The organism is Streptomyces abyssomicinicus (assembly GCF_008974245.1).
In the GTDB taxonomy this organism is placed as follows: domain Bacteria; phylum Actinomycetota; class Actinomycetes; order Streptomycetales; family Streptomycetaceae; genus Streptomyces; species Streptomyces abyssomicinicus.
Map to the genome: position 1 here is coordinate 89,842 of NZ_BBZI01000014.1, position 22,604 is coordinate 112,445.

At 72.2% G+C, this 22,604-nt stretch carries 15 protein-coding genes, 2 pseudogenes and 1 riboswitch; of the genes and pseudogenes, 13 read left to right on the top strand and 4 right to left on the bottom strand.

The features are described 5' to 3' along the window. Nucleotides 1–316 precede the first annotated feature (316 nt). From GBN72_RS30910 to GBN72_RS30920, 3 genes are all read left to right on the top strand, one after another. A complete protein-coding gene (locus GBN72_RS30910) occupies nucleotides 317–2,440 on the top strand; it encodes a DNA gyrase/topoisomerase IV subunit B (RefSeq protein ID WP_151775282.1) in 2,124 nt (707 codons plus the stop codon). 302 nt (nucleotides 2,441–2,742) lie between these two features. After that, nucleotides 2,743–3,261, top strand: coding sequence for a DUF485 domain-containing protein (locus GBN72_RS30915; RefSeq protein ID WP_151775283.1), 519 nt, complete (start codon nucleotides 2,743–2,745; stop codon nucleotides 3,259–3,261). Continuing rightward, nucleotides 3,258–4,850: a monocarboxylic acid transporter gene (locus GBN72_RS30920; protein ID WP_151775284.1), complete on the top strand. Its 1,593-nt coding sequence runs from the start codon at nucleotides 3,258–3,260 to the stop codon at nucleotides 4,848–4,850. The genes GBN72_RS30915 and GBN72_RS30920 overlap by 4 nt, the downstream gene beginning before the upstream one ends. Before the next feature lie 107 nt (nucleotides 4,851–4,957). Here GBN72_RS30920 and GBN72_RS30925 read toward each other — a convergent pair whose 3' ends face one another. Together GBN72_RS30925 and GBN72_RS30930 are read right to left on the bottom strand one after the other, a co-directional pair. Further along, entirely contained in the window at nucleotides 4,958–5,929 is a 972-nt protein-coding gene (locus GBN72_RS30925) for a ferredoxin family protein (RefSeq protein ID WP_151775285.1), read from the bottom strand. 120 nt (nucleotides 5,930–6,049) lie between these two features. Then, nucleotides 6,050–6,706, bottom strand: a complete 657-nt coding sequence (locus GBN72_RS30930; protein ID WP_246213032.1) for a DUF6082 family protein — start codon at nucleotides 6,704–6,706, stop codon at nucleotides 6,050–6,052. Nucleotides 6,707–6,991: 285 nt separating this feature from the next. Between GBN72_RS30930 and GBN72_RS36235 the strand changes: the two are divergent. Then, nucleotides 6,992–7,188: pseudogene (locus GBN72_RS36235) on the top strand (IS5/IS1182 family transposase); the annotation flags it as partial. A gap of 161 nt (nucleotides 7,189–7,349) precedes the next feature. Beyond that, the gene (locus GBN72_RS30940) at nucleotides 7,350–8,429 is read left to right on the top strand and encodes a CobW family GTP-binding protein (RefSeq protein ID WP_151775400.1); all 1,080 of its coding nucleotides are present in this window, start codon (nucleotides 7,350–7,352) and stop codon (nucleotides 8,427–8,429) included. A 155-nt stretch (nucleotides 8,430–8,584) separates the two neighbouring features. Here the strand turns inward: GBN72_RS30940 and GBN72_RS30945 are convergent, their stop codons facing one another. Further along, complete coding sequence (locus GBN72_RS30945; protein ID WP_151775286.1) at nucleotides 8,585–11,041, bottom strand: DNA gyrase/topoisomerase IV subunit A; 2,457 nt, start codon at nucleotides 11,039–11,041, stop codon at nucleotides 8,585–8,587. A gap of 321 nt (nucleotides 11,042–11,362) precedes the next feature. On the opposite strand from GBN72_RS30945, the gene GBN72_RS30950 reads away from it, so the two are divergent. From GBN72_RS30950 to GBN72_RS30965, 4 genes are all read left to right on the top strand, one after another. Next, nucleotides 11,363–12,721, top strand: a complete 1,359-nt coding sequence (locus GBN72_RS30950) for a M16 family metallopeptidase (protein WP_151775287.1) — start codon at nucleotides 11,363–11,365, stop codon at nucleotides 12,719–12,721. Beyond that, nucleotides 12,718–14,106: a M16 family metallopeptidase gene (locus GBN72_RS30955; RefSeq protein WP_151775288.1), complete on the top strand. Its 1,389-nt coding sequence runs from the start codon at nucleotides 12,718–12,720 to the stop codon at nucleotides 14,104–14,106. Before GBN72_RS30950 ends, GBN72_RS30955 begins: the two co-directional genes overlap by 4 nt. A gap of 207 nt (nucleotides 14,107–14,313) precedes the next feature. Continuing rightward, nucleotides 14,314–14,481: riboswitch (cyclic di-AMP (ydaO/yuaA leader) on the top strand. A gap of 13 nt (nucleotides 14,482–14,494) precedes the next feature. Next, nucleotides 14,495–15,235, top strand: a complete 741-nt coding sequence (locus GBN72_RS30960) for a M23 family metallopeptidase (protein WP_151775289.1) — start codon at nucleotides 14,495–14,497, stop codon at nucleotides 15,233–15,235. 201 nt (nucleotides 15,236–15,436) lie between these two features. Beyond that, nucleotides 15,437–16,144 carry a GntR family transcriptional regulator gene (locus tag GBN72_RS30965; protein ID WP_151775290.1) on the top strand — a complete coding sequence of 236 codons (708 nt, stop codon included), beginning with the start codon at nucleotides 15,437–15,439 and terminating at the stop codon, nucleotides 16,142–16,144. 468 nt (nucleotides 16,145–16,612) lie between these two features. On the opposite strand, the pseudogene GBN72_RS34895 reads toward GBN72_RS30965, so the two are convergent. Further along, nucleotides 16,613–16,834: pseudogene (locus tag GBN72_RS34895) on the bottom strand (HPr family phosphocarrier protein); the annotation flags it as partial. A gap of 78 nt (nucleotides 16,835–16,912) precedes the next feature. Between GBN72_RS34895 and GBN72_RS30975 the strand changes: the two are divergent. The 4 genes from GBN72_RS30975 (at nucleotide 16,913) to GBN72_RS30990 (ending at nucleotide 22,583) form a co-directional block, all read left to right on the top strand. Further along, nucleotides 16,913–19,813, top strand: a complete 2,901-nt coding sequence (locus tag GBN72_RS30975; RefSeq protein WP_151775292.1) for a bifunctional acetate--CoA ligase family protein/GNAT family N-acetyltransferase — start codon at nucleotides 16,913–16,915, stop codon at nucleotides 19,811–19,813. A 55-nt stretch (nucleotides 19,814–19,868) separates the two neighbouring features. Further along, nucleotides 19,869–20,465: a DUF5998 family protein gene (locus GBN72_RS30980; protein ID WP_151775293.1), complete on the top strand. Its 597-nt coding sequence runs from the start codon at nucleotides 19,869–19,871 to the stop codon at nucleotides 20,463–20,465. Further along, nucleotides 20,465–21,688 carry an alkaline phosphatase family protein gene (locus tag GBN72_RS30985; protein WP_151775294.1) on the top strand — a complete coding sequence of 408 codons (1,224 nt, stop codon included), beginning with the start codon at nucleotides 20,465–20,467 and terminating at the stop codon, nucleotides 21,686–21,688. The genes GBN72_RS30980 and GBN72_RS30985 overlap by 1 nt, the downstream gene beginning before the upstream one ends. A gap of 244 nt (nucleotides 21,689–21,932) precedes the next feature. Beyond that, nucleotides 21,933–22,583, top strand: coding sequence for a thymidine kinase (locus GBN72_RS30990; protein WP_151775295.1), 651 nt, complete (start codon nucleotides 21,933–21,935; stop codon nucleotides 22,581–22,583). Nucleotides 22,584–22,604: the final 21 nt, after the last annotated feature.

Here is a 22,604-nt window from a genome sequence, read left to right on the forward strand (position 1 = left end):
CCGTAGTGCGTGTCTTCGTGTCGTACGGGTTCGCGCTTCTTCCAGTGTCGGTCCTCCGACGGCTGAACGCCGCTTGTTGAGGAGGACGTGCCCGGAGCCTAAAGGGTTCATGCCTGCCGCGGAACGTGATGTGTGCTTCACTCCTCCGAGGTATCGAACGTCCATACGATTCTGGCTTAGGGTTTGATCGAGGACGAGGGTGGCGTTACATCGGCCTCATCAGGCATCGGTACTCTCTGGAGCGGTGACCGAGCCGTGGCGCGTCCCCCGGCGACGCCCAGACATGCCCAGAAAAATTCAGCGAGGAGCGAACCGCGTGACCGCCGACACGACCGTGCCGTCCACAGCGCTGCTGACCGGAGCAGATCGGGACGGTTCCAACTACACCGCGCGGCACCTGCTCGTCCTGGAGGGACTCGAGGCCGTCCGCAAGCGCCCTGGCATGTACATCGGGTCCACGGACAGCCGTGGCCTGATGCACTGCCTCTGGGAGATCATCGACAACTCCGTCGACGAGGCCCTGGGCGGGTACTGCGACCACATCGAGGTGATCCTGCACGACGACGCCTCGGTCGAGGTCCGGGACAACGGCCGCGGTATCCCCGTGGACGTCGAGCCCAAGACCGGCCTCTCCGGCATCGAGGTCGTGATGACCAAGCTGCACGCCGGCGGCAAGTTCGGCGGCGGCTCCTACGCCGCATCGGGCGGTCTGCACGGCGTCGGCGCCTCCGTGGTGAACGCCCTCTCGGCCCGCCTGGACGTGGAGGTCGACCGCAGCGGCCACACCCACACCATCGGTTTCCGGCGCGGTGTCCCCGGCGAGTTCTCCGGCCAGGGCGAGAACGCGAAGTTCGAGCCCGGCAGCGGGCTGCGCAAGAAGAGGAAGATCCCCAAGAGCCGGACCGGCACCCGCGTCCGCTACTGGGCGGACCGCCAGATCTTCCTGAAGGACGCCAAGCTTTCTCTGGAGAACCTGCACCAGCGTGCCCGCCAGACCGCCTTCCTGGTCCCCGGCCTCACCATCGTGGTGCGGGACGAGTTCGGCCTCGGTGACGGCGGCAGCAAGGGCGAGGAGTCCTTCCGCTACGACGGAGGCATCAGCGAGTTCTGCGAGTACCTCGCCTCCGACCGCCCGATCTGCGACGTCCTGCGCTTCTCCGGCCAGGGAACCTTCAAGGAGACCGTGCCCGTCCTCGACGAGCACGGCCAGATGACCCCGACCGAGGTCACCCGGGAACTCGGCGTGGACGTGGCGCTGCGCTGGGGCACCGGTTACGACACCACGCTGCGTTCGTTCGTCAACATCATCGCCACCCCCAAGGGCGGCACCCACGTGGCCGGATTCGAGCAGGCGATCGCCCGCACGATGAACGAGGTGCTGCGCAGCAAGAAGATGCTGCGCGTCGCCGAGGACGACATCGTCAAGGACGACGCCATAGAGGGCATGACCGCGGTGGTCACGGTCCGGCTGGCCGAACCGCAGTTCGAGGGGCAGACCAAGGAGGTCCTGGGCACCTCGGCGGCCCGCCGGGTGGTGAACCAGGTCGTCTCCAAGGAGCTCAAGGCGTTCCTGGTCTCGGCCAAGCGGGACGCCGCCCAGCAGGCGCGCGCGGTCCTGGAGAAGGCCGTGGCCGCCGCGCGCACCCGGATCGCCGCCCGCCAGCACAAGGACGCCCAGCGCCGCAAGACGGCCCTGGAGTCCTCCTCGCTCCCGGCGAAGCTGGCCGACTGCCGCAGCGACGACGTGGACCGCAGCGAGCTCTTCATCGTCGAGGGCGACTCCGCGCTCGGTACCGCGAAGCTGGCCCGGAACTCCGAGTTCCAGGCCCTGCTGCCGATCCGCGGCAAGATCCTCAACGTGCAGAAGTCGTCGGTCAGCGACATGCTGAAGAACGCCGAGTGCGGCGCGATCATCCAGGTCATAGGCGCCGGATCGGGCCGGACCTTCGACATCGACGCCGCCCGCTACGGCAAGATCATCATGATGACCGACGCCGATGTCGACGGCTCGCACATCCGCTGCCTGCTGCTGACCCTCTTCCAGCGCTACATGCGGCCCATGGTCGAGGCCGGCCGGGTCTTCGCGGCCGTGCCGCCGCTGCACCGCATCGAGCTGGTCCAGCCCAAGCGCGGCCAGGACAAGTACGTCTACACCTACTCGGACCGCGAGCTGCGCGAGACGCTGCTGGAGTTCGAGCGCAAGGGCGTCCGCTACAAGGACTCGATCCAGCGCTACAAGGGCCTGGGCGAGATGGACGCCGACCAGCTGGCCGAGACGACGATGGACCCGCGGCACCGCACGCTGCGCCGGATCAACCTCTCCGACCTGGAGGCGGCCGAGCAGGTCTTCGACCTGCTGATGGGCAACGACGTCGCCCCCCGCAAGGAGTTCATCTCCAGCTCCGCTGCGACGCTCGACCGCTCCCGGATCGACGCCTGACCGCGAGCCGGCCGCGCCGGTCTCCGGTCCGTCGTACGCCGCGGGCCGGCCATGTGTTCCGCCCGGGTGTCCTCGGACGCCCGGGCGGAGGCATGTCCGGGTCAGGCGCGTCCGGGCGCCGGGCGCCGGGCGCCGGGCGGAGCCGGGCCCCGGTCGGGAGTGCCGCGCGGGCCGGCCCCGCGGATCACCCGTGCGGGAGATACACCTGTGACCGTTGACTTTTCGGTCACCTGATGGGGTGAGAGAGCCGCCGAAAGAGTCCGGGATGTTCACGGTCTGTCCATCATTGTTCCTACGGCCGAATGGAGCCGTGGGACAAGGAGATTTCGGTGAACAAGCACGACGGTCGCGATACCGGAGAGGTGCGGTTCGACGACCCCTGGTACGACGCACTCGCCTTCGGCTGGGGTGAGACGGACGGCACGGGAGAGCTGACTCCCGCGGTGCCGGCCGCGCGCCAGCCGCAGGAAGAGACCAGCGACCGCGCGGCCGCCGACGTCTACCTGGAGGTGCAGCGGAGCGCGGCCTTCCAGGAGGTGCGCAGCCGCTACCGCAAGTTCGTGGTCCCTGCCTTCGTCTCGTTCTTCCTCTGGTACGTGGCCTACGTGGTGACCGCCACCACCGCGACAGAGTTCATGGCCACCCCGGTGGCCGGCTCGGTGAACGTGGCGATGCTCGCCGGCCTCGGCCAGTTCCTCAGCACCTTCCTCCTGACCTGGGCGTACGCGCGCCACGCCCGTCTGCGCCGGGACCGTGCCGCCCTCCAGCTGCGCTGGGACACCCAGGAGTTGACGCGTGGCGCCCGGGGTGGTGCCGCATGACGGGCAACCACCAGTCCCTCGTACTGGTCCTGTTCAGCGTCTTCGTCGCCGTCACACTCGGCATCACCACCTGGGCGAGCCGCAACCGGCACGGCTCCGCCGAGGAGTTCTACACCGGAAGCCGCCTCTTCTCTCCGGTGGAGAACGGCCTCGCCATCGCCGGTGACTACATGTCGGCCGCCTCCTTCCTCGGCATCTCGGGTCTCATCGCCCTGTTCGGCTACGACGGGATGCTCTACTCGGTCGGCTTCCTGGTCGCCTGGCTGGTGGTGCTCCTGCTGGTCGCCGAACTCGTGCGCAACTGCGGCCGGTTCACGCTCGCGGACGTGCTCGCGGCGCGGATGCGGGAGCGGCCGGTGCGGATTGCGGCCGGCACCTCCTCGGTGATCGTCTCGGTGCTGTACCTGGTCGCGCAGATGGTCGGCGCGGGAAGCCTCGTCGCCCTGCTGCTCGGAGGCACGGGCGGAGCGGCCCAGACCTGGACCGTCATCGGCGTCGGCGCCCTGATGGTCGTCTACGTGTCCCTGGGCGGCATGCGGGCGACCACCTGGATCCAGATCGTCAAGGCCGTCCTGCTGCTGGCGGGCACGCTGGTCCTGGGCGTGCTGGTGATGGTCCGCTTCGGCGGTGACTTCAACGAGCTGCTGAGCACGGCCGCCGACAACAGCGGCTTCGGCGAGGCGTTCCTCGCCCCCGGCCTGGAGTACGGCGGGAGCTGGACGGACCGCCTGGACTTCATCAGCCTGGGCCTCGCCCTGGTCCTCGGCACCGCGGGCCTCCCGCACATCCTCTCGCGCTTCTACACCGTGCCCACGGCCCGTGCCGCGCGCCGGTCCGTGGTGTGGGCGATCGGCCTCATCGGAGGCTTCTACCTGATGACGATCCTGCTGGGCTTCGGCGCCGCGGCGATCGTGGGCAGCGACGAGGTCCGCGCGTCCAACGAGGCCGGCAACACGGCGGTGCCGTTGCTCGCGCTCGACCTGGGTGGCGGAAGCGACTCGACGGGCGGTCCGGTGCTCTTCGCGGTGGTGGCGGCGGTCGCCTTCGCGACCATCCTCGCGGTCGTCGCAGGCGTCACGCTCTCCTCCTCGGCGTCGGTCGCCCACGACCTCTACGCCTCGTTCCGCAGGGCGGGTGCCAAGCAGCGCAGCGAGGTGGCGGTGGCCCGGGTCGCCGCGGTGGGCATCGGCGTCGTCTCGATCGGGCTCAGCCTGCTGTCCGGCAGCCTGAACGTGGCCTTCCTGGTCGGCCTGGCCTTCGCCGTCGCCGCCTCGGCCAACCTTCCGGTGCTGCTTTTCACGCTCTTCTGGCGCCGCTTCACCACCCGGGGCGCGGTCTGGTCGGTCTACGGCGGCCTGATCCCGGCGGTGGCCCTGGTGGTGTTCTCGCCGGTGGTGTCCGGCAGGCCGACGTCCATGTTCCCCGGCTCGGACTTCGCCTTCTTCCCGCTGGAGAACCCGGGACTGATCTCCATCCCGCTGGGCTTCGTGGCGGGGTGGCTCGGCACGGTGACCTCCTCCGAGGAGCCGGACGAGGCCAAGCACGCGGAGACCGAGGTCCGGTCCCTGACCGGAGCGGGAGCGGTCTGACCGCGTCACCTGCCGTGCGTCCTCAGGACGCACCGGAACCCCACGGCCGGGCGCCCCGCGCACTCCAGTGCGCCGGGGCGCCCGGCCGTTGAGGGTCCCGCGGCACGTCAGGAGGCCGGGCCGTCCGTCGCCTCCTCCTCTTCCTCCTCGATCCGCAGCACGTCCATCCGGAGGGGGGAGCCGAGGGGTGCGCCGCAGCTCTCGGGGCGCGGCGGACCGGCCGAGTTCTGCGCCACGACCACACGCCAGCGGCGGCCGCCGGCGTGTGCCACGGTGGCCTCCCAGAGCGGTGGGGCTGCGTCGCCGCCGGCCGGAAGGGACCTGAGCTCGATGACGTCCAGGGCGTCCGCCGAGGTCGCCCCGGTCCGCGCCCGCACCGCGAGCTCGGCGGCCTGTCCCGGCCGCGGCCACGCCGAGCGGCCCCGGCAGTGCTCGGTGACCACCCGTCCCTCCCGGGCCCGGTGCAGGATCTCCTTGACCGCGGGGGCGTCCACGCGCCCGTACGCGTATCCATGGGGCAGCACCAGCAGGGTCGGTGAGAAGCGGTGCCCACCCAGGTGGGTGACCTCCCAGGTGCCCGTCACCCCGGAGGCGGCCAGTTCGGCGGCGAGCGGGCGTCCGAGGAGCGCACAGCAGCGGTCGCGGCGGCCGTTGGTGCAGACGAACGCCAGGGGGCAGCCGTTGTAGGGCACGGCGGCGGGCAGGGCGGCGTCGAAGGCCCCGGCTCCGCCCAGGCCGAGCGCCGCGAAGTCGATGTCCAGCAGCCGCTCGGGTTCGGAGGTGACGGCGCTGCGTACCCAGCCGTAGCCGGGAGCGGTGTGCGCGGCGTACACCTGCCGCACGGGGGGAGAACCGTGGTCCGCGTGACGTCCCGGTCGCCGGATCAGCGCGACCCGCACCCCACTGCCCGCCGCGGCGTCCTCCAGGGCGCGCCCCAGCGCGGGGTCCAGCCGGCTCGACGTGAGCGCCTCGGGACCCCATGGACCGGGCTGCTCCAGCAGCAGCCACGTCCTCGCGTGCACCGCGGTCCCGGCGATCGGCTCGTCCAGGACCCGTGACACGGTTGCGCACCTACTCACACAGGTGAGCCTAACCTGACCGGAGGGAAAGTGACGCTTGGGGGCGTCCTTCAGAGGGACGGTGGGCCGCGATAAACCCGCAAATCGATGCTTGAGACCTGAGAATTGGCGCGGTGCGATTCAACGGTTCGTGCGTGGTGCGGGAGGATTCGTGCTGGCGACGCGAACCGCTTGGTCCAGGGACCGGTTAAACCTGCCTTCCGTGCTATCCACCGGCAGCAGTTCCTTGCTCGGGCGGCTGAGCTCCCAATACCGCCGGAAGGCCGGGCTTCGTACCACATTGTGGGCGAGAGGGATCAGATCGCTCTCGCTGAGTTCCCCCCATTGGAAGTGCAGCAGATAGTGGGCGTAGGTGAGGTTGGCGAAGAGGTACTGCCTTACTTCAGTGTGAGGTAGGTCGGGGTAGTCGTTCCACACTTCCGCCAAGGAAGGGTCGTCGAGTTGCATCTGTGTGAGCTGGACGTGCAGTGATCGGAGATCCGCCGCCGCGCTCCTGCGCAGTTCGGCGCGGGAGGCGGCCAGTTCCTGGCGTTGCAGACGCAGTTCTTCACGTTGCATGCGAAGCTGGACGAGCTGGTAGATCAGGGTCGTGACGACCAGAAGTAGCGCGAGGCCGGCGAAAACCGTGTTGCCTCCTGAGAAGTAGTCGCCGACCGCAGCCACTTCGACAGCCTTCGGTATGCCGCCCTCGCTGCGCACCACCCGTTCCAGCAACCAGTCACTGATGACAACTGTTGCCAGGCCTACCAGAGGAATGGCCACCAGGGTCAGGAGCACCAAGACGCCGGTGGTCAGTATTGGCCGCAATCTTGTATGTGTCATATCCCCCCCACGTGAAGTGAGGAGTTTCTCCCACACCAGGCCGTCGCCCAAACTGCGGAAATGCGCGAGACGGGAAACTCGTCAGAGTGGCCGCCGATCGGGCGAACCGGCCGGTGTCCTGCACCAGCACGGGGCTCCTGTGCCGTCGAGAGAGATGTTCGGCATCTCATCTCATCAGCGCAGGAGCCTCGTTGATTTCAGACGGGTGCCCGGCCTGCGGTGCGTCCCGCGGGAGACCGGCCCGATCACGTCCTGCTCGACGGCACGCTCGCCGAGTGCGACCGGGACGTCGCCTCCAGGAAGCACGCCGCCACGGCGTGAACGTACGGGGCGTGCCCGATCCCGCGGGCAAGCTGCTGTGGATCTCGTCCGCCCTGCCGGGCGGTACCCACCACCTGACCGCGGCCCGCATCCGCCGTGTCATCCGGATCTGCGAGAACGGCTTCCCCGCCAGGACTTCACCGTGACCCGGCGGACGATCAACCGGGCCCTGTCAACCGCCCGAGCACCCGGCGAACGTGGCCTCATATCCTGGCGGCGGCATTCGGAAGCGAGCAGCGTGCGCCGGGGTGCGCGGTGCGGTGAGAGAGGGCGCGACATGAGCAGCGGGACCCCGCAGACCAACCAGCCCCCGCAGATTCCGGTCGTCGTGCTGGCGGGGTTCCTCGGCGCGGGGAAGACCACCCTGCTGAACCACCTGCTGCACCACAGCGGCGGCAGTCGCATCGGAGCGGTGGTCAACGACTTCGGCGCCATCGAGATCGACGCACTGGCGGTGGCCGGCGCGTTGGGCGACTCCACGGTGTCGCTGGGCAACGGGTGTCTGTGCTGCGCCGTGGACGTCGGGGAACTGGACGAGTACCTGGGCAGGCTGGCCCGGCCCTCGGCGGGGATCGACGTCATCGTGATCGAGGCGAGCGGACTGGCGGAGCCGCAGGAGTTGGTGCGGATGGTGCTGGCCAGCGAGCAGCCCGAGGTCGTCTACGGCGGGCTGGTGGAGGTCGTGGACGCCGCCGAGTTCGAGCAGACCAGGGCGCGGCACCCGGAGATCGACCGGCACCTGGCGCTGGCGGACCTGGTGGTGGTCAACAAGATCGACCGTGCCGGGGACCGCCAGGCGGTGCTGCGCACGGTGGGCGGACTGGCCGACGGGGCCGCCGTGGTGCCGGCGTCGTACGGGAGGGTGGACCCGGAGTTTTTCTTCGACTGCCGGCCGTCGGGCGAGCGGATCGGGCAGCTGTCCTTCGACGACCTGCACGTGTTCCAGGAGGGCGAGGGGCACGGCGGGCATCTGCACGCCGGGTACGAGAGCGTGTCGTTCGAGGCCGGGCGGGCGATGGACCCGCGGCGGCTGATGCGGTTCCTCGACGAGCGGCCGGAGGGGCTGTACCGGATCAAGGGGTACGTGGACTTCGGCGCGTACGACCCGCGCAACCGGTACCTGGTGCACGCCGTGGGGCGGTTCCTGCGCTTCTACCCCGAGCCGTGGGGACCCGGGGAGCGGCGGGGGACCGGGCTGGTGCTGATCGGGTCCGGGATCGACACGGAGGGGCTGGCGAAGGAGCTGGAAGCCTGTGTGAGCGCGGCGCCCGCGGAGGCGGACCAGGACGGTATGTGGGGCGTGCTGAGGTACGTGCGGGGCGAGGACGACGCGGACCTGGTCGCCCCCGAGGAGTAACGCAACCGGGCCTACGGGGCCTACTGCCCCGTGCCGGTCGCGTCCCGTGCCGCCCGGGCCCCCTGCCTCCCGCGTCCCCGCCTCCCGCGCCCGTGCGGCCCGTGCCGCTCGCCTCCCGTGCGGGCCCGCACGGGAGGCACGGTGACCGGTCCCGGTTACGCCGGGCCGGCGACGACGGCGACCGTCTTCGGCAGGCCCACGCCCGAGCCGTCGCGGCGAGGGTCCATCTCCGGCAGCTCGGCCGGCATGCCGTTCTTCTGGCCGGCGCGGGCCGGCACCGGGCCCGCCCAGGCCACCGAGAGGCAGTCCTCGCCCTTGAGGAAGCGCTGGCACCGCACGCCGCCGGTCGCCCGGCCCTTGCGCGGGTACTGGTCGAACGGCGTCAGCTTGGCCGTGGTCTGCACCGAGTCGTCGAGCGTGCCGCGCGAGCCGGCGACGGTCAGGACGACCGCGTCCCGACCGGGGTCCACCGCGGTGAACGAGATCACCTTGGCGCCGTCGGCCAGCTTGATGCCGGCCACGCCGCCCGCCGGCCGGCCCTGCGGGCGGACCAGGGAGGCCTGGAAACGCAGCAGCTGGGCGTCGTCGGTGATGAAGACCAGGTCCTCCTCGCCGGTGCGCAGCTCCGCCGCGCCGACGATCCGGTCGCCGTCCTTGAGGGTGATGACCTCGAGCTCGTCCTTGCCCGCCGGGTAGTCCGGGACGACCCGCTTGACGATGCCCTGGAGCGTGCCGACGGCGAGGCCGGGGGAGGACTCGCTGAGCGAGGTCAGGCAGACGGGTGTCTCGTCGTCCTCGAAGGAGACGAACTCGGCGAGCGGGGCACCGCCGGCCAGGTTCGCCGCGGTGCCCGCGGCGATCTCCGGGAGCGGCGGAAGGTCGACCACGTTGATGCGCAGCAGACGCCCGGTGGAGGTGACGACGCCGACCTCGCCACGCGCGGTGGTGTCCGCGACGGAGACGATCACGTCGTGCTTGACCCGCTTGGCGCCCTCCTGGGCGGGGAACGGGTCGGCGTTCGCGGTGCGGGCCAGCAGGCCGGTGGAGGAGAGCAGAACCCGGCACGGGTCGTCGGCGACCTGCAGCGGCAGGGCGGCGGGGGTGTCCGCGGACTCCAGCAGCACCGTGCGCCGCGGGGTGCCGAACTTCTTGGCGACGGCGGCGAGTTCCGCGGAGACCAGCTTGCGCAGCTCGGCGTCCGAATCGAGGATCCGGGTCAGGTCCGCGATCTCGGCGGTGAGCCGCTCCTTCTCCGCCTCCAGCTCGATGCGGTCGAACCTGGTGAGGCGGCGCAGCGGCGTGTCGAGGATGTACTGCGTCTGGATCTCGGACAGCGAGAAGCTCTCCATCAGGCGCTGCTTGGCCTGGGCGGAGTTGTCGCTGGAGCGGATGAGACGGATGACCTCGTCGATGTCGATGAGCGCGGTCAGCAGGCCCTCGACCAGGTGCAGACGGTCGCGTTTCTTGCCGCGGCGGAACTCGGAGCGGCGGCGCACCACCTCGAAGCGGTGGTCGAGGTAGACCTCGAGCAGCTCCTTGAGGCCCAGCGTGAGCGGCTGACCGTCGACCAGGGCGACGTTGTTGATGCCGAAGGACTCCTCCATCGGCGTCAGCTTGTAGAGCTGCTCCAGCACGGCCTCCGGGACGAAGCCGTTCTTGATCTCGATGACCAGGCGCAGGCCGTGCTCGCGGTCGGTGAGGTCCTTGACGTCCGCGATGCCCTGGACCTTCTTGGAGCCGACCAGGTCCTTGATCTTGGCGATGACCTTCTCGGGTCCCACCGCGAAGGGCAGTTCGGTGACGACCAGGCCCTTGCGGCGGGCGGTGACCTGCTCGACGGCGACCGTCGCGCGGATCTTGAAGGTGCCGCGGCCCTTCTCGTAGGCGTCGCGGACGCCGGACAGGCCGACGATCCGGCCGCCGGTGGGCAGGTCGGGGCCGGGGATGTGCCGCATCAGCGCGTCGAGGTCGGCGTTCGGGTGGCGGATCAGGTGCCGGGCGGCGGCGACGACCTCGCCGAGGTTGTGCGGGGGCATGTTGGTCGCCATGCCGACGGCGATGCCCGAGGCGCCGTTGACCAGCAGGTTCGGGAAGGCGGCGGGCAGGGCCACCGGCTCCCGCTCCTGGCCGTCGTAGTTGGGCTGGAAGTCGACCGTGTCCTCGTCGATCGACTCGGTCATCAGGCTCGTCGCGTCGGCCATCCGGCACTCGGTGTACCGCATGGCGGCCGGCGGGTCGTCGTTGCCCAGGGAGCCGAAGTTGCCGTGGCCGTCGACCAGGGGCACGCGCATGGAGAACGGCTGGGCGAGGCGGACCAGGGCGTCGTAGATCGACGTGTCGCCGTGCGGGTGGAGCTTGCCCATGACCTCGCCGACCACGCGGGCGCACTTGACGTACCCGCGGTCGGGCCGCAGGCCCATCTCGTTCATCTGGTAGACGATCCGCCTGTGCACCGGCTTGAGGCCGTCGCGCGCGTCGGGCAGGGCCCGGGAGTAGATGACCGAGTACGCGTACTCGAGGAAGGAGCCCTGCATTTCGTCCACGACGTCGATGTCGAGGATCCGCTCCTCGAAATCGTCGGGCGACGCTGTCTTCGTGCTGCGGCGGGCCATCGCTGCCGGGCTCCTTCACGGTCTTGCGAGCATGAACGGGGGACTGTCGCGCACCATTGTGGCCCTCGCCGCCGACAGCGCGGACCGCGCCCCCGGCGGTGGGCGATCGGCGCGCGCCCGGAACGGGACCGCGGGAGCGCGGGGAGCGGACCGGTGCGGGGCCGGGCGCGGGGGCGCGCGCCGGGGACCGGATCCCCGGATCGGGCGTCAATGTGACGTATCGGGAACCTCACGGCACCCGCCCTCGGTTGCATACAGTGACAGGCAGTCCGCGTTTTCATGTGTTCACGCGTTCAAGATTCCGCGAGCGAAGGGACGTACATGCCCATGGGTCACACGGCCACAGCCGAGGCAGGCTCAGGAGGCCTCACAGCTACCGAGCACCGCCTTGCCAACGGGCTCCGCGTGGTGCTCTCGGAGGACCACCTGACCCCGGTCGCCGCGGTGTGCCTCTGGTACGACGTCGGCTCCCGGCACGAGGTCCAGGGCCGCACCGGCCTCGCCCACCTCTTCGAGCACCTGATGTTCCAGGGCTCGGCCCAGGTGAAGGGCAACGGTCATTTCGAGCTGGTGCAGGGGGCGGGCGGTTCCCTCAACGGCACGACCAGCTTCGAGCGCACCAACTACTTCGAGACCATGCCGGCCCACCAGCTGGAGCTCGCGCTCTGGCTGGAGGCCGACCGGATGGGCTCCCTGCTCACCGCCCTCGACGACGAGTCGATGGAGAACCAGCGCGACGTCGTGAAGAACGAGCGCCGCCAGCGGTACGACAACGTCCCGTACGGCACCGCGTTCGAGAAGATCTTCGCGCTGGCCTACCCGGAGGGCCATCCGTACCACCACACCCCGATCGGCTCGATGGCCGACCTGGACGCCGCCACGCTCGAGGACGCCCGGGCGTTCTTCCGCACCTACTACGCCCCGAACAACGCGGTGCTGTCGGTGGTCGGCGACATCGACCCCGAGCAGACGCTCGCCTGGATCGAGAAGTACTTCGGCTCCATCGCCTCCCACGACGGCAAGCCGGCCCCGCGCGACGGCGCGCTGCCCGAGGTCGTCGGCGGGGAGATCCGCGAGGTCGTCCGTGAGGAGGTCCCGGCCCGCGCCCTGATGGCCGGCTACCGCCTCCCGGAGGACGGCACCCGCGCCTGCGACGCCGCCGACGTGGCCCTGACCATCCTCGGCTACGGCGAGTCCTCCCGCCTCTACAACCGGCTGGTCCGCCGCGACCGCACCGCGGTGACGGCCGGGTTCGGGCTGCTGCGGCTGGCCGGCGCCCCCTCGCTGGGCTGGCTGGACGTCAAGACCTCCGGTGACGTCGAGGTGCCGGTGATCGAGGCCGCCGTCGACGAGGAACTGGCGCGACTCGCCGCCGAGGGCCCCACGGCGGAGGAGATGGAGCGTGCCCAGGCACAGCTGGAACGGGAGTGGCTGGACCGGCTGGGCACGGTCTCCGGCCGCGCCGACGAACTCTGCCGGTACGCCGTCCTGTTCGGCGACCCGCAGCTCGCGCTGACCGCCGTCGACCGGGTGCTGGAGGTGACGCCGGAGGAGGTCCAGGAGGTGGCCAAGGCCCGGCTGCGCCCCGACAACCGCGCGGTCCTGGTGTACGAACCGACCACCCCGGAGGGCGCCGACGCCGACGCCGACGGCGACGAGGACGAGGAGGAGGCCAAGTGACCGAGCTGGCCACGATGGAGTTCCACCCGCAGCCGCAGGCCGGCGCGCCGAAGCCGTGGGCGTTCCCCGCGCCGGAGCGCGGCGCGCTCGACAACGGCCTGACGGTCCTGCGCTGCCACCGCCCCGGCCAGCAGGTCGTGGCCGTCGAGGTGCTGCTCGATGCCCCGCTGGACGCCGAACCGGCCGGGCTGGACGGCGTCGCCACGATCATGGCGCGCGCCTTCGCCGAGGGCACCGACAAGCACTCCGCCGAGGACTTCGCCGCCGAACTCGAGCGGTGCGGCGCGACGCTGGACATGCACGCCGACCACCCCGGCGTGCGGGTCTCCCTGGAGGTGCCCGCCTCCCGCCTGCCCAAGGCGCTCGGCCTGCTGGCCGACGCCCTGCGCGCCCCGGCGTTCGCCGAGGACGAGATCTCCCGGCTGGTCCGCAACCGGCTCGACGAGATCCCGCACGAGCTGGCCAACCCGGCCCGCCGCGCGGCCAAGGAGCTCTACAAGGAGCTCTTCCCGGCGAACTCGCGGATGTCGCGTCCCCGCCAGGGCAGCGAGGAGACGGTCGAGAAGATCGACCCGGCCGCCGTGCGCGCCTTCTACGAGCGGCACGTCCGCCCGGCCACCGCGACCGCCGTGGTGGTCGGTGACCTCACCGGCGTCGACCTGGACGCCCTGCTCGCCGAGACGCTGGGCGCGTGGACCGGTTCCCAGGCCGCCCCGCGCCCGGTGCCCGCCGTGACGGCCGACGACGCCGGCCGCGTCGTCATCGTGGACCGCCCCGGCTCCGTCCAGACCCAGCTGCTGATCGGCCGGACCGGCCCGGACCGGCACGACCGGGTCTGGCCGGCCCAGGTGCTCGGCACCTACTGCCTGGGCGGCACCCTCACCTCCCGGCTGGACAAGGTGCTGCGCGAGGAGAAGGGCTACACGTACGGCGTGCGCGCCTTCGGGCAGGTGCTGCGTTCCGCGCCCGACGGCTCGGGCGCGGCGCTGCTCGCGATCAGCGGCTCGGTGGACACCCCCAACACCGGTCCGGCGCTGGCGGACCTGTGGCAGGTGCTGCGCACCCTGGCCGCCGGCGGACTGACCGACGCCGAGCGGGACACCGCGGTGCAGAACCTGGTGGGCGTGGCGCCGCTCAAGTACGAGACGGCCGCGGCGGTGGCGGGGACCCTGGCCGACCAGGTGGAGCAGCACCTGCCGGACGACTTCCAGGCGACGCTCTATCAGCAGCTCGCCGCCACCGGCACGGTGGAGGCCACGGCGGCCGCGGTGAGCGCCTTCCCGGTGGACCGTCTGGTCACGGTCCTGGTCGGTGACGCCGAGCAGATCGCCGGCCCGGTGCGCGAGCTGGGCATCGGCGAGGTGACGGTGGTGGGCGCCGAGTAACCGCCGTTCCAGGACGGTTCGGGCCCTGGTGACCCTTGTGGTCACCGGGGCCCGCTTTGTGTCGATCTGGGCGCGATGCGTGGTGAAGGGCCCGTTTTGCCCTGTGGCGTGCGCTACAAAAGCCTTGATCCGTTTGTTATCCGAATGATCACCCCACTAGCTTCGGTCCGGCTGTCCGCCACACCTGTGCGCCGCGCCCGCGGCGCCGGGCAGTCATCGCCTAATCCCCGTACGGCGCGAGCCAGGGGAGCCGGGGACCCACAAGCGGAACCCATGGGGTGAATCGGGCGCCTTCCGCACCGCGGGAGGAACCCGTAGGAGACCTTCCTGCTCCGAACCCGACAGCTAACCCGGCAGGCGAGAGGGAAGGAAAGGACTCAGCCACTTCATGGCGTTCAACTGCGCCTCCGGCAGGCATCGTCGCCCCGGCCGGACCAGTCGCACCACCGCCGGCCTGGCGGGCCTCGCCGCCCTCACCACCACCGGCGTGGTCGGCACCCTGGCAACCCCCGCCGCCGCGGCCGAGCCCGCCGCCGAGACCAGTGGCCTGCTTCCGGTCGTCACCATCGGCGACCGGATCGCCGAGCAGATCGACGAGCAGGCCGAGGCCCAGGAGCGGGCCGCCGCCGAGGCGGCCGCCTCGGCGAAGGCCCTCAAGGAGCGCGAGGAGGCCGAGGCCCGCGCCGCCCGCAAGGCCGAGCGCGACCGCCTGCGCCGCCTCACCATGTTCGTCAGCCCCATCGCCGGCTCCTACGTCTCCACCGGCTACCAGGCCGGCGGCGCCGTCTGGTCCTCCGGCAGCCACACCGGCGTCGACTTCCACGCCGCCGCCGGCACCCCGGTCCGCTCCGTGGGCCGCGGCACCGTCGTGGAGGCCGGCTGGGGCGGCAGCTACGGCTACCAGGTCGTGATCAAGATGCACGACGGCACCTACACCCAGTACGGCCACCTCTCCTCGGTCGGCGTCGCCGCCGGCCAGTCGGTGACCGCCGGCGAGCACATCGGCCGCTCCGGCGCCACCGGCAACGTCACCGGCCCGCACCTGCACTTCGAGGCGCGCACCACCTCCGAGTACGGCAGCGACATCGACCCGGTCGCCTATCTCCGGTCCCACGGCGTGAACCTCTGACGGCCGACCCGTGAAAGCCCCCGCCCCGGTTTACTCCGGGCGGGGGCTTTTCCGTCCCTCCGGACGGACCGGACGGAATCCGGGCGTAACCCGGTGGTCCGGACAGGGTTCGGCCAAAAAATATCCTTCCACCGCCGCTTGCCGTCGGAAATCGAGGGCCATTGCCTTAGAGTCAATTCATTCATCGAGGCGGAGGTCGGCATGCGTATTCCCGCGCATTCGGTATGCACGGCGATTCGGGACGACATCGTCGCGGGCGTCCACGAGCGCGGGACCCGGCTGACCGAGGAACTGCTCGCCCGCCGGTACGGCGTCTCCCGGGTCCCGGTCCGCGAGGCGCTGCGCACCCTGGAGGCGGAGGGCTTCGTGGTCACCCGGCGGCACGCCGGCGCCTGTGTGGCGGAGCCGACCGAGGAGGAGGCCGCCGACCTCCTCGAGATGCGTCTGCTGCTGGAGCCGCTGGGCGCCGCCCGCGCCGCCCAGCGGCGTTCCGAGGCCCACCTGAAGGTGCTTCGCGGCCTGGTCAGGCTGGGTCAGGAGCGGGCCCGGCGCGGGTACGGCGACGACCTGCGGTCCCTGGGCGGCTGGTTCCACGAGACTCTCGCCCAGGCGTGCGGCAGTGCCGCCCTGACCTCGACGCTCACCCAGCTGCGGCACAAGATCGCCTGGATGTACGCCGTGGAGCCGCTGCCCGCCCCCGCCGAGACCTGGGCCGAGCACGGGGCCATCGTCGACGCGGTGGCCCGGGGCGACGGCGAGCGGGCCCGGCAGGTGACCGCCGCGCACACCGAGCGCTCCCTCGCCCTTCACCGGCTGCGCATTCCTGGCCAGAACCGCGGGACCGCGGCGCGCCCGGGTGCGGTGAGGACTTCGCAACATGCCGTAAACACGAGCGGCCTCCGGAATTAACAGCGAGGCCGTATACAAGAGGCGAGGGAATTCCCGTGGGCCGGTTCCGGTGATTTCGCGCGCCTGATAATAAAGGTAGTTCCGGCGCTCGGGGAAAAGACCGGATCGCGCTCAGGGAGCCGGGTGGGACGGGTCTTCCGGCGAATTCCCCGAGACCAGGTCCGCGAGACTCCGGAGCACCGCCTCGGCCCGTCCGCCGCCGTCCGTTCGCGCGATCGCGCCCGCGTCCGGGCGCCCGCCCGCGTGCCCTTCGGCGTCACCCGCGCCGCCCATGCCCCCGCCGCCACCCCGGCCCGTGCCTTCGCCCGCGCCCCCGGTCCTGCCCGCGCTCCCGGCTCCGCCCGTGCCCCCAGGTCCGCCCGCGCTCCTGGTTCCGCCCGCGCCCCGGGCTCCGCCCGTGCCCCCAGGTCCGCCTGCGCCTTCGCCATCGCCGCCGGCCGCGTCCCCGCCCCCGGTCCCGCCCGGCCCCGCGGGCTCGTCCTCGCACGTCAGCACGATCTCCTCGCCCCCCTGCACCCCCAGCGACAGCACGCCCAGGATCGAAGCCGCGTTCACCGGCCCCGCCCCGGCGCCGTCCGCCCGGTCCACCCGCACCGGCAGCCCCGACTCCTGGACCGCCCGCACGAAGCGCGCCGCCGGCCGCGCGTGCAGCCCGTGCGGCCCCGCCACCCTGACCCGGTACTCCGGCATGCCCGGTTCCCTCCTCGTCCTCGCCGTCACCCGGCATCGCACCGCGCCCCGCACAGCCGCGCGCCGTAGGCTGGCGGCATGCAGAACCCGTCGGACCGTCACGAGTACCCCGCACACTGGGAAGCCGACGTGGTGCTGCGCGACGGCGGCATCACCCACGTCCGGCCCATCACCGAGGACGACGCGCAGCGCCTGGTCAGCTTCTACGAGCAGGTCTCCGACGAGTCCAAGTACCTGCGCTTCTTCTCGCCCTACCCGCGCCTGTCCGCCAAGGACGTGCACCGCTTCACCCACCACGACTACGTGGACCGGGTCGGGCTCGCCGCCACCGTCGGCGGCGACTTCATCGCCACCGTCCGCTACGACCGGGTCGACGCCACCGGCATGCCCGCCTCCGCGCCCGCCGACGAGGCCGAGGTCGCGTTCCTCGTCCAGGACGCCCATCAGGGCCGCGGCGTCGCCTCCGCGATGCTGGAGCACATCGCCGCCGTCGCCCGGGAACGCGGCGTACGCCGCTTCACCGCCGAGGTCCTGCCGGCCAACACCAAGATGATCAAGGTGTTCACCGACGCCGGCTACGCCCAGAAGCGCAGCTACGAGGACGGCGTGGTCCGCCTCCACCTCGACCTCGAGCCAACCGGCCGGTCGCTCGCCGTCCAGCAGGCGCGTGAACAGCGCGCCGAGGCCCGCTCCGTGCGGCGACTGCTCGCCCCCGGCTCGGTCGCCGTGATCGGCGTCAGCCGCACTCCCGGCGGCGTCGGCCGCGGCGTGCTGGAGCACCTGCGCGACGGCGGCTTCACCGGCGCACTCCACGCGGTCAACCCGTCCTTCCCCGAGGACCTCACCGAGATCGAGGGCGTCCCCGCCCACCGCTCGCTCGGCGCCGTGGACGGCCCCGTGGACCTCGCCGTCGTCGCCGTGCCCGCCGATCGGGTGCCCGAGGTGGTCGACGCGTGCGGGGCACACGGCGTCCAGGGACTGGTGGTGCTCTCCGCCGGCTACGCCGAACTCGGGCCCGAAGGACGCGAACGGCAGCGCCAACTGGTGCGCCAGGCCCGCGCCTTCGGGATGCGCGTCATCGGCCCCAACGCCTTCGGCGTGGTCAACACCGCCCCCGGCGTCCGGCTCAACGCCTCCCTGGCCCCCGAGATGCCCCGCGCCGGCCGCATCGGCCTGTTCACCCAGTCCGGGGCCATCGGAGTCGCCCTGCTCTCCCGCCTCCACCGGCGCGGCGGCGGCGTCACGGGCGTCACCGGCGTCTCAACCTTCGTCTCGGCGGGCAACCGCGCCGACGTCTCCGGCAACGACGTCCTCCAGTACTGGTACGACGACCCGGAGACCGACGTCGCGCTGATGTACCTCGAATCCATCGGCAACCCGCGCAAGTTCAACCGCCTCGCCCGGCGCACCGCGGCCGCCAAACCGCTCGTCGTGGTGCAGGGCGCCCGGCACAGCGGCGTCCCGCAGGGCCACGCCGTCCGCGCCACCCGCCTTCCGCACGACACCGTCTCCGCGCTGCTGCGCCAGGCCGGCGTGATCCGCGTCGACACCATCACCGAACTGGTCGACGCCGGCCTCCTGCTGGCCCGTCAGCCGCTGCCCGCCGGACCGCGCGTGGCGATCCTCGGCAACTCCGAGTCGCTCGGCCTGCTCACCTACGACGCCTGCCTCGCCGAGGGCCTCCAGCCGCTGCGCCCGCAGGACCTCACCACCGCCGCCACACCCGACGACTTCCACCGGGCGCTCTCCCGGGCCCTGGCCGACCCCGGCTGCGACGCCGTGGTGGTCACCGCCATCCCGCGCATCGAGGAGGCGGCCGGCGACGGCGGCGGGGCGGCCGACGCCGCGCTCGCCGAGGCGCTCCGCACCGCGGGGGCGCAGACCCCCGACAAGCCCGTCCTCGTCGTGCACGTCGAGCTCGGCGGCCTCGCCGAGGCGCTCTCCGCCGCCGCCGGCACCGCGCCCCGGGCCCGCGTCGCCGGGGAGCCCGCCGCCACCGGCGAGCAGGCCCCGCGGCCGGGGGAGGACGGCACGGCGGCCGGCGAGCAGAAGCCCGACGAGACCCGGCTCAGGCTCATCCCGGCCTTCCCCGCCGCCGAGCGCGCCGTCCGCGCGCTCGCCGAGGCCGTCCGGTACGCCGACTGGCGCCGGGAGGCCGCCGAGCCCGGCCGGGTGCCCGAGTTCGAGGACATCGACGAGAAGGAGACCGCGTCCTTCATCGACGGCCTCCTGGCCCGCGCCACCGGACCGGTCCGGGGCGGCGCGTCCGCCCCGGACGCCGTACCGGGCGGCGGCCCCGACCTCGGGCCCGAGGACACCGCGGCCCTGCTGCGCCGCTACGGCATCCCGGTACGCCGGGCGGTGCCCGCCCCCACCGCGGACGAGGCCGTCGCCGCAGCCCGCCGGCTCGGCTTCCCGGTGGCGCTCAAGACCACCGCCCCGCACCTGCGGCACCGTGCCGACCTCGGCGGCGTCCGGCTCGACCTCGCCGACGAGGAGCAGGTCCGCCGCGCCTTCGCCGAACTCGCCGGCCTGTTCGGCGGGGCCGACCAGGTCCGCCCCGTCGTCCAGCAGATGGCGCCGCGCGGTGTGGACACCGTGGTGCGCGCCGTGATCGACCCGGCGGCGGGCCCGGTCCTGTCCTTCGGCCTGGCCGGCGCCCCCTCGCAGCTGCTGGGTGACCTGTCCCACCGGCTGATCCCGGTCGTCGGCCGTGACGCCGCCTCGATGATCCGCTCGGTGCGGACCGCGCCCCTCCTCTTCGGCTGGCGCGGCGCCGCCCCCGTGGACACCGACGCCCTGGAACGGCTCCTGCTGCGGGTGTCCCGGCTGGTCGACGACCATCCCGAGGTGGTCGCCGTCACACTGGAGCCCGTGGTCGTCGCCCCGCGCGGCGTGAGTGTGCTCGGCGCCTCGGTGCGGCTGGCGCCCCCGCCGGCCCGGGACGACCAGGGGCCGCGTACGCTGCCGGAGTACTGACCGAAGCGCTCCGGGCCGTCCGGGGCGGTCCGGGCAGCCGGTGCGCCGCCGTAGGATGGACGTCATGGCCAAGACCAGTACGACGACCCAGGGGCTGCGCGCGGCGATCGAGCGCAGCGGCTACTACCCGGCCCTCGTGGCCGAGGCGGTGGAGTCCGCCGTCGGCGGGGAGCCCGTCCGGTCGTTCCTGGTCCATCAGGAGACCACGTTCGACGCCAACGAGGTCCGCCGCCACGTGACGGTGCTGGTGCTCACCGAAAACCGCTTCATCGTCAGCCACACCGACGAGCAGAACGCCGACAGCACCTCCCCGTCGCCGTACGCGACGACGTCCACGGAGTCGGTGAAGCTGGAGAAGATCTCCTCGGTGGTGGTCAGCCGCGTCGTCTCCGACCCCGAGACGTACACGCCGGGCCGGCTGCCCCGGGAGGTCGTGCTGACCATCGGCTGGGGCGCGGTCTCCCGCATCGACCTGGAGCCCGCCGCCTGCGGCGACCCCAACTGCGACGCCGACCACGGCTACACCGGCAGCAGCACCGCCGACGACCTCAGCCTCCGTGTCAGCGAGGCCGGCGACGGACCGGAGACGGTCGCCCAGGCGCTCGCCTTCGCGCAGGCGCTCTCCGAGGCGATCGCGGACACCGCCCGCTGATGTCCCACTCCGCCTGGGACGACTGGGAGCGCGCCAACGCCGCGTCCGCCCCCGGCCATCCGGAGCCGTTGCCGCTGTCCTCCGCCCCGGTCCCCGAGTACGGCAGCGGCTCGCTCGCCGACCTGCTGCCCACCCTGGCCGCCGGGATGGGCGTGCCGGGCGTCACCGCCGCGATACCGGAACTCGCGCCCGCCGACCGGGCCTGCGTCTTCCTGATCGACGGGCTGGGCTGGGAGCAGCTGAAGGCGCACCCCGACGAGGCGCCCTTCATGACCTCCCTGCTGGCCTCCTCACGCGGCGGCACCGGCCGCCCGCTGACGGCCGGCTACCCGGCGACCACGGCCACCTCCCTGGCCTCGGTCGGCACCGGCCTGCCGCCGGGTGCGCACGGCCTGCCCGGCTACACGGTCCGCAACCCGGAGACCGGCGAGCTGATGAACCAGCTCCGCTGGAAGCCCTGGACCTCCCCGGCCCTCTGGCAGCCCCACCCCACGGTCTTCCGGCTGGCCGAGGCGGCCGGTGTGCACGCCGCGCAGGTGTCCTCCCCTATCTTCGAGTCCACCCCGCTCACCGAGATCGCGCTCAGCGGCGGAGCCTTCCACGGCCGTCTCGCCGGCGAGGAGCGGATGGACCTCGCCGCCGGGCAACTGGCCGCGGCCGACCGCGCGCTGGTCTACACCTACTACTCCGAGGTCGACGGCGCCGGCCACCGGTTCGGCGTCGACTCCGACACCTGGCGCGGCCAGCTCGGCTACGTCGACCGCCTGGTCCAGCGCCTCGCCGAACAGCTCCCGCCGCGCAGCGCCCTCTACGTCACCGCCGACCACGGCATGATCGACGTGCCCTTCGACGAGGAGCACCGCATCGACGTCGACGAGGACTGGGAGCTCAAGGCCGGCGTCGGCCTGCTGGGCGGCGAGGGCCGTGCCCGGCACGTCTACGCGGTGCCGGGCGCCGTGAACGACGTGCTCGCCGTCTGGCGCGAGGTCCTCGGCGAGCAGTTCTGGATCGCCTCGCGGGACGAGGCGATCGAGGCCGGCTGGTTCGGCCCGCACATCGACGACCGGGTGTACGCCCGGCTCGGCGACGTGATCGCGGCCGCCCACGACGACGTCCTGCTGATCGCCTCGCGGCGCGAGCCCAAGGAGTCCCTGATGGTCGGCAACCACGGGTCGATGACCCCCGCCGAGCAGCTGGTCCCCCTCCTGGAGGTCCGCACCTGACGGCCCCCGGCCGTCGTCGCGATCCGTCCGCCCCTTCCACCGCACGCTGACCGAAAGGCGTTCGACCTGTCATGCCAGAGCTGGTGTCCTTCTCGGGGACCGTGGCCCGCGGGAAGCCGACCGACCCCCTCGGGCATGCGCCGCGCGCGGGCCGGCCGGGTCGAGGTCCGGTCCGTGCCGACGGGGTTGTTCGTGCAGACGGGGTTGTCCGTGTGAGTTCGCCGGGGAAGGGCCCGCGTTGCTGATGTCCGAGCTGGTGTTCTTCTCCGGGACGATGGACTGCGGAAAGTCGACGCTGGCCCTCCAGATCGCGCACAACCGTTCCGCTCGCGGGCTGGAGGGGCTGATCTTCACCCGCGACGACCGGGCGGGTGAGGGCAAGCTGTCGTCGCGCCTGGGCCTGGTGACCGACGCGGTGGAGGCGGGTCCCGGGTTCGACCTGTACGGCCACGTGGTGGACCGGCTCCAGCGGGGCGGACGGGTCGACTACGTGATCGCGGACGAGGCACAGTTCCTCGCCCCCGAGCAGGTGGACCAGCTGGCCCGTGTCGTGGACGACCTCGAGATGGACGTCTACGCCTTCGGCATCACCACCGACTTCCGCACCCGGCTCTTCCCGGGCTCGCAGCGGCTGATCGAACTCGCCGACCGTGTCGAGACGTTGCAGGTCGAGGCCCTGTGCTGGTGCGGGGCGCGCGCCACGCACAACGCGCGCACGGTGGGCGGCGTGATGGTCGTCGAGGGTGAGCAGGTCATGGTGGGCGACGTGGCCAACCAGCCCGACGAGATCGGCTACGAGGTCCTGTGCCGGCGCCACCACCGCCGCCAGATGACCGGCGCCACGGCGCGGGCGGGATCCCTGTCCCCGGACGTGCTGCCGGTCAGCTCCGCCTGAACCGGCGGATCCCCGTGATCG

What these genes read in the sequence shown, in the direction of transcription:
- GBN72_RS30915 (WP_151775283.1), top strand. Translation starts at nt 2,743, where the DNA reads ATGGAGCCGTGGGACAAGGAGATTTCGGTGAACAAGCACGACGGTCGC.
- GBN72_RS30945 (WP_151775286.1), bottom strand. Translation starts at nt 11,041, where the DNA reads ATGGCCCGCCGCAGCACGAAGACAGCGTCGCCCGACGATTTCGAGGAG.
- GBN72_RS30940 (WP_151775400.1), top strand. Translation starts at nt 7,350, where the DNA reads ATGAGCAGCGGGACCCCGCAGACCAACCAGCCCCCGCAGATTCCGGTC.
- GBN72_RS30960 (WP_151775289.1), top strand. Translation starts at nt 14,495, where the DNA reads ATGGCGTTCAACTGCGCCTCCGGCAGGCATCGTCGCCCCGGCCGGACC.
- GBN72_RS30950 (WP_151775287.1), top strand. Translation starts at nt 11,363, where the DNA reads ATGCCCATGGGTCACACGGCCACAGCCGAGGCAGGCTCAGGAGGCCTC.
- GBN72_RS30985 (WP_151775294.1), top strand. Translation starts at nt 20,465, where the DNA reads ATGTCCCACTCCGCCTGGGACGACTGGGAGCGCGCCAACGCCGCGTCC.
- GBN72_RS30920 (WP_151775284.1), top strand. Translation starts at nt 3,258, where the DNA reads ATGACGGGCAACCACCAGTCCCTCGTACTGGTCCTGTTCAGCGTCTTC.
- GBN72_RS30990 (WP_151775295.1), top strand. Translation starts at nt 21,933, where the DNA reads ATGTCCGAGCTGGTGTTCTTCTCCGGGACGATGGACTGCGGAAAGTCG.
- GBN72_RS30980 (WP_151775293.1), top strand. Translation starts at nt 19,869, where the DNA reads ATGGACGTCATGGCCAAGACCAGTACGACGACCCAGGGGCTGCGCGCG.
- GBN72_RS30965 (WP_151775290.1), top strand. Translation starts at nt 15,437, where the DNA reads ATGCGTATTCCCGCGCATTCGGTATGCACGGCGATTCGGGACGACATC.
- GBN72_RS30975 (WP_151775292.1), top strand. Translation starts at nt 16,913, where the DNA reads ATGCAGAACCCGTCGGACCGTCACGAGTACCCCGCACACTGGGAAGCC.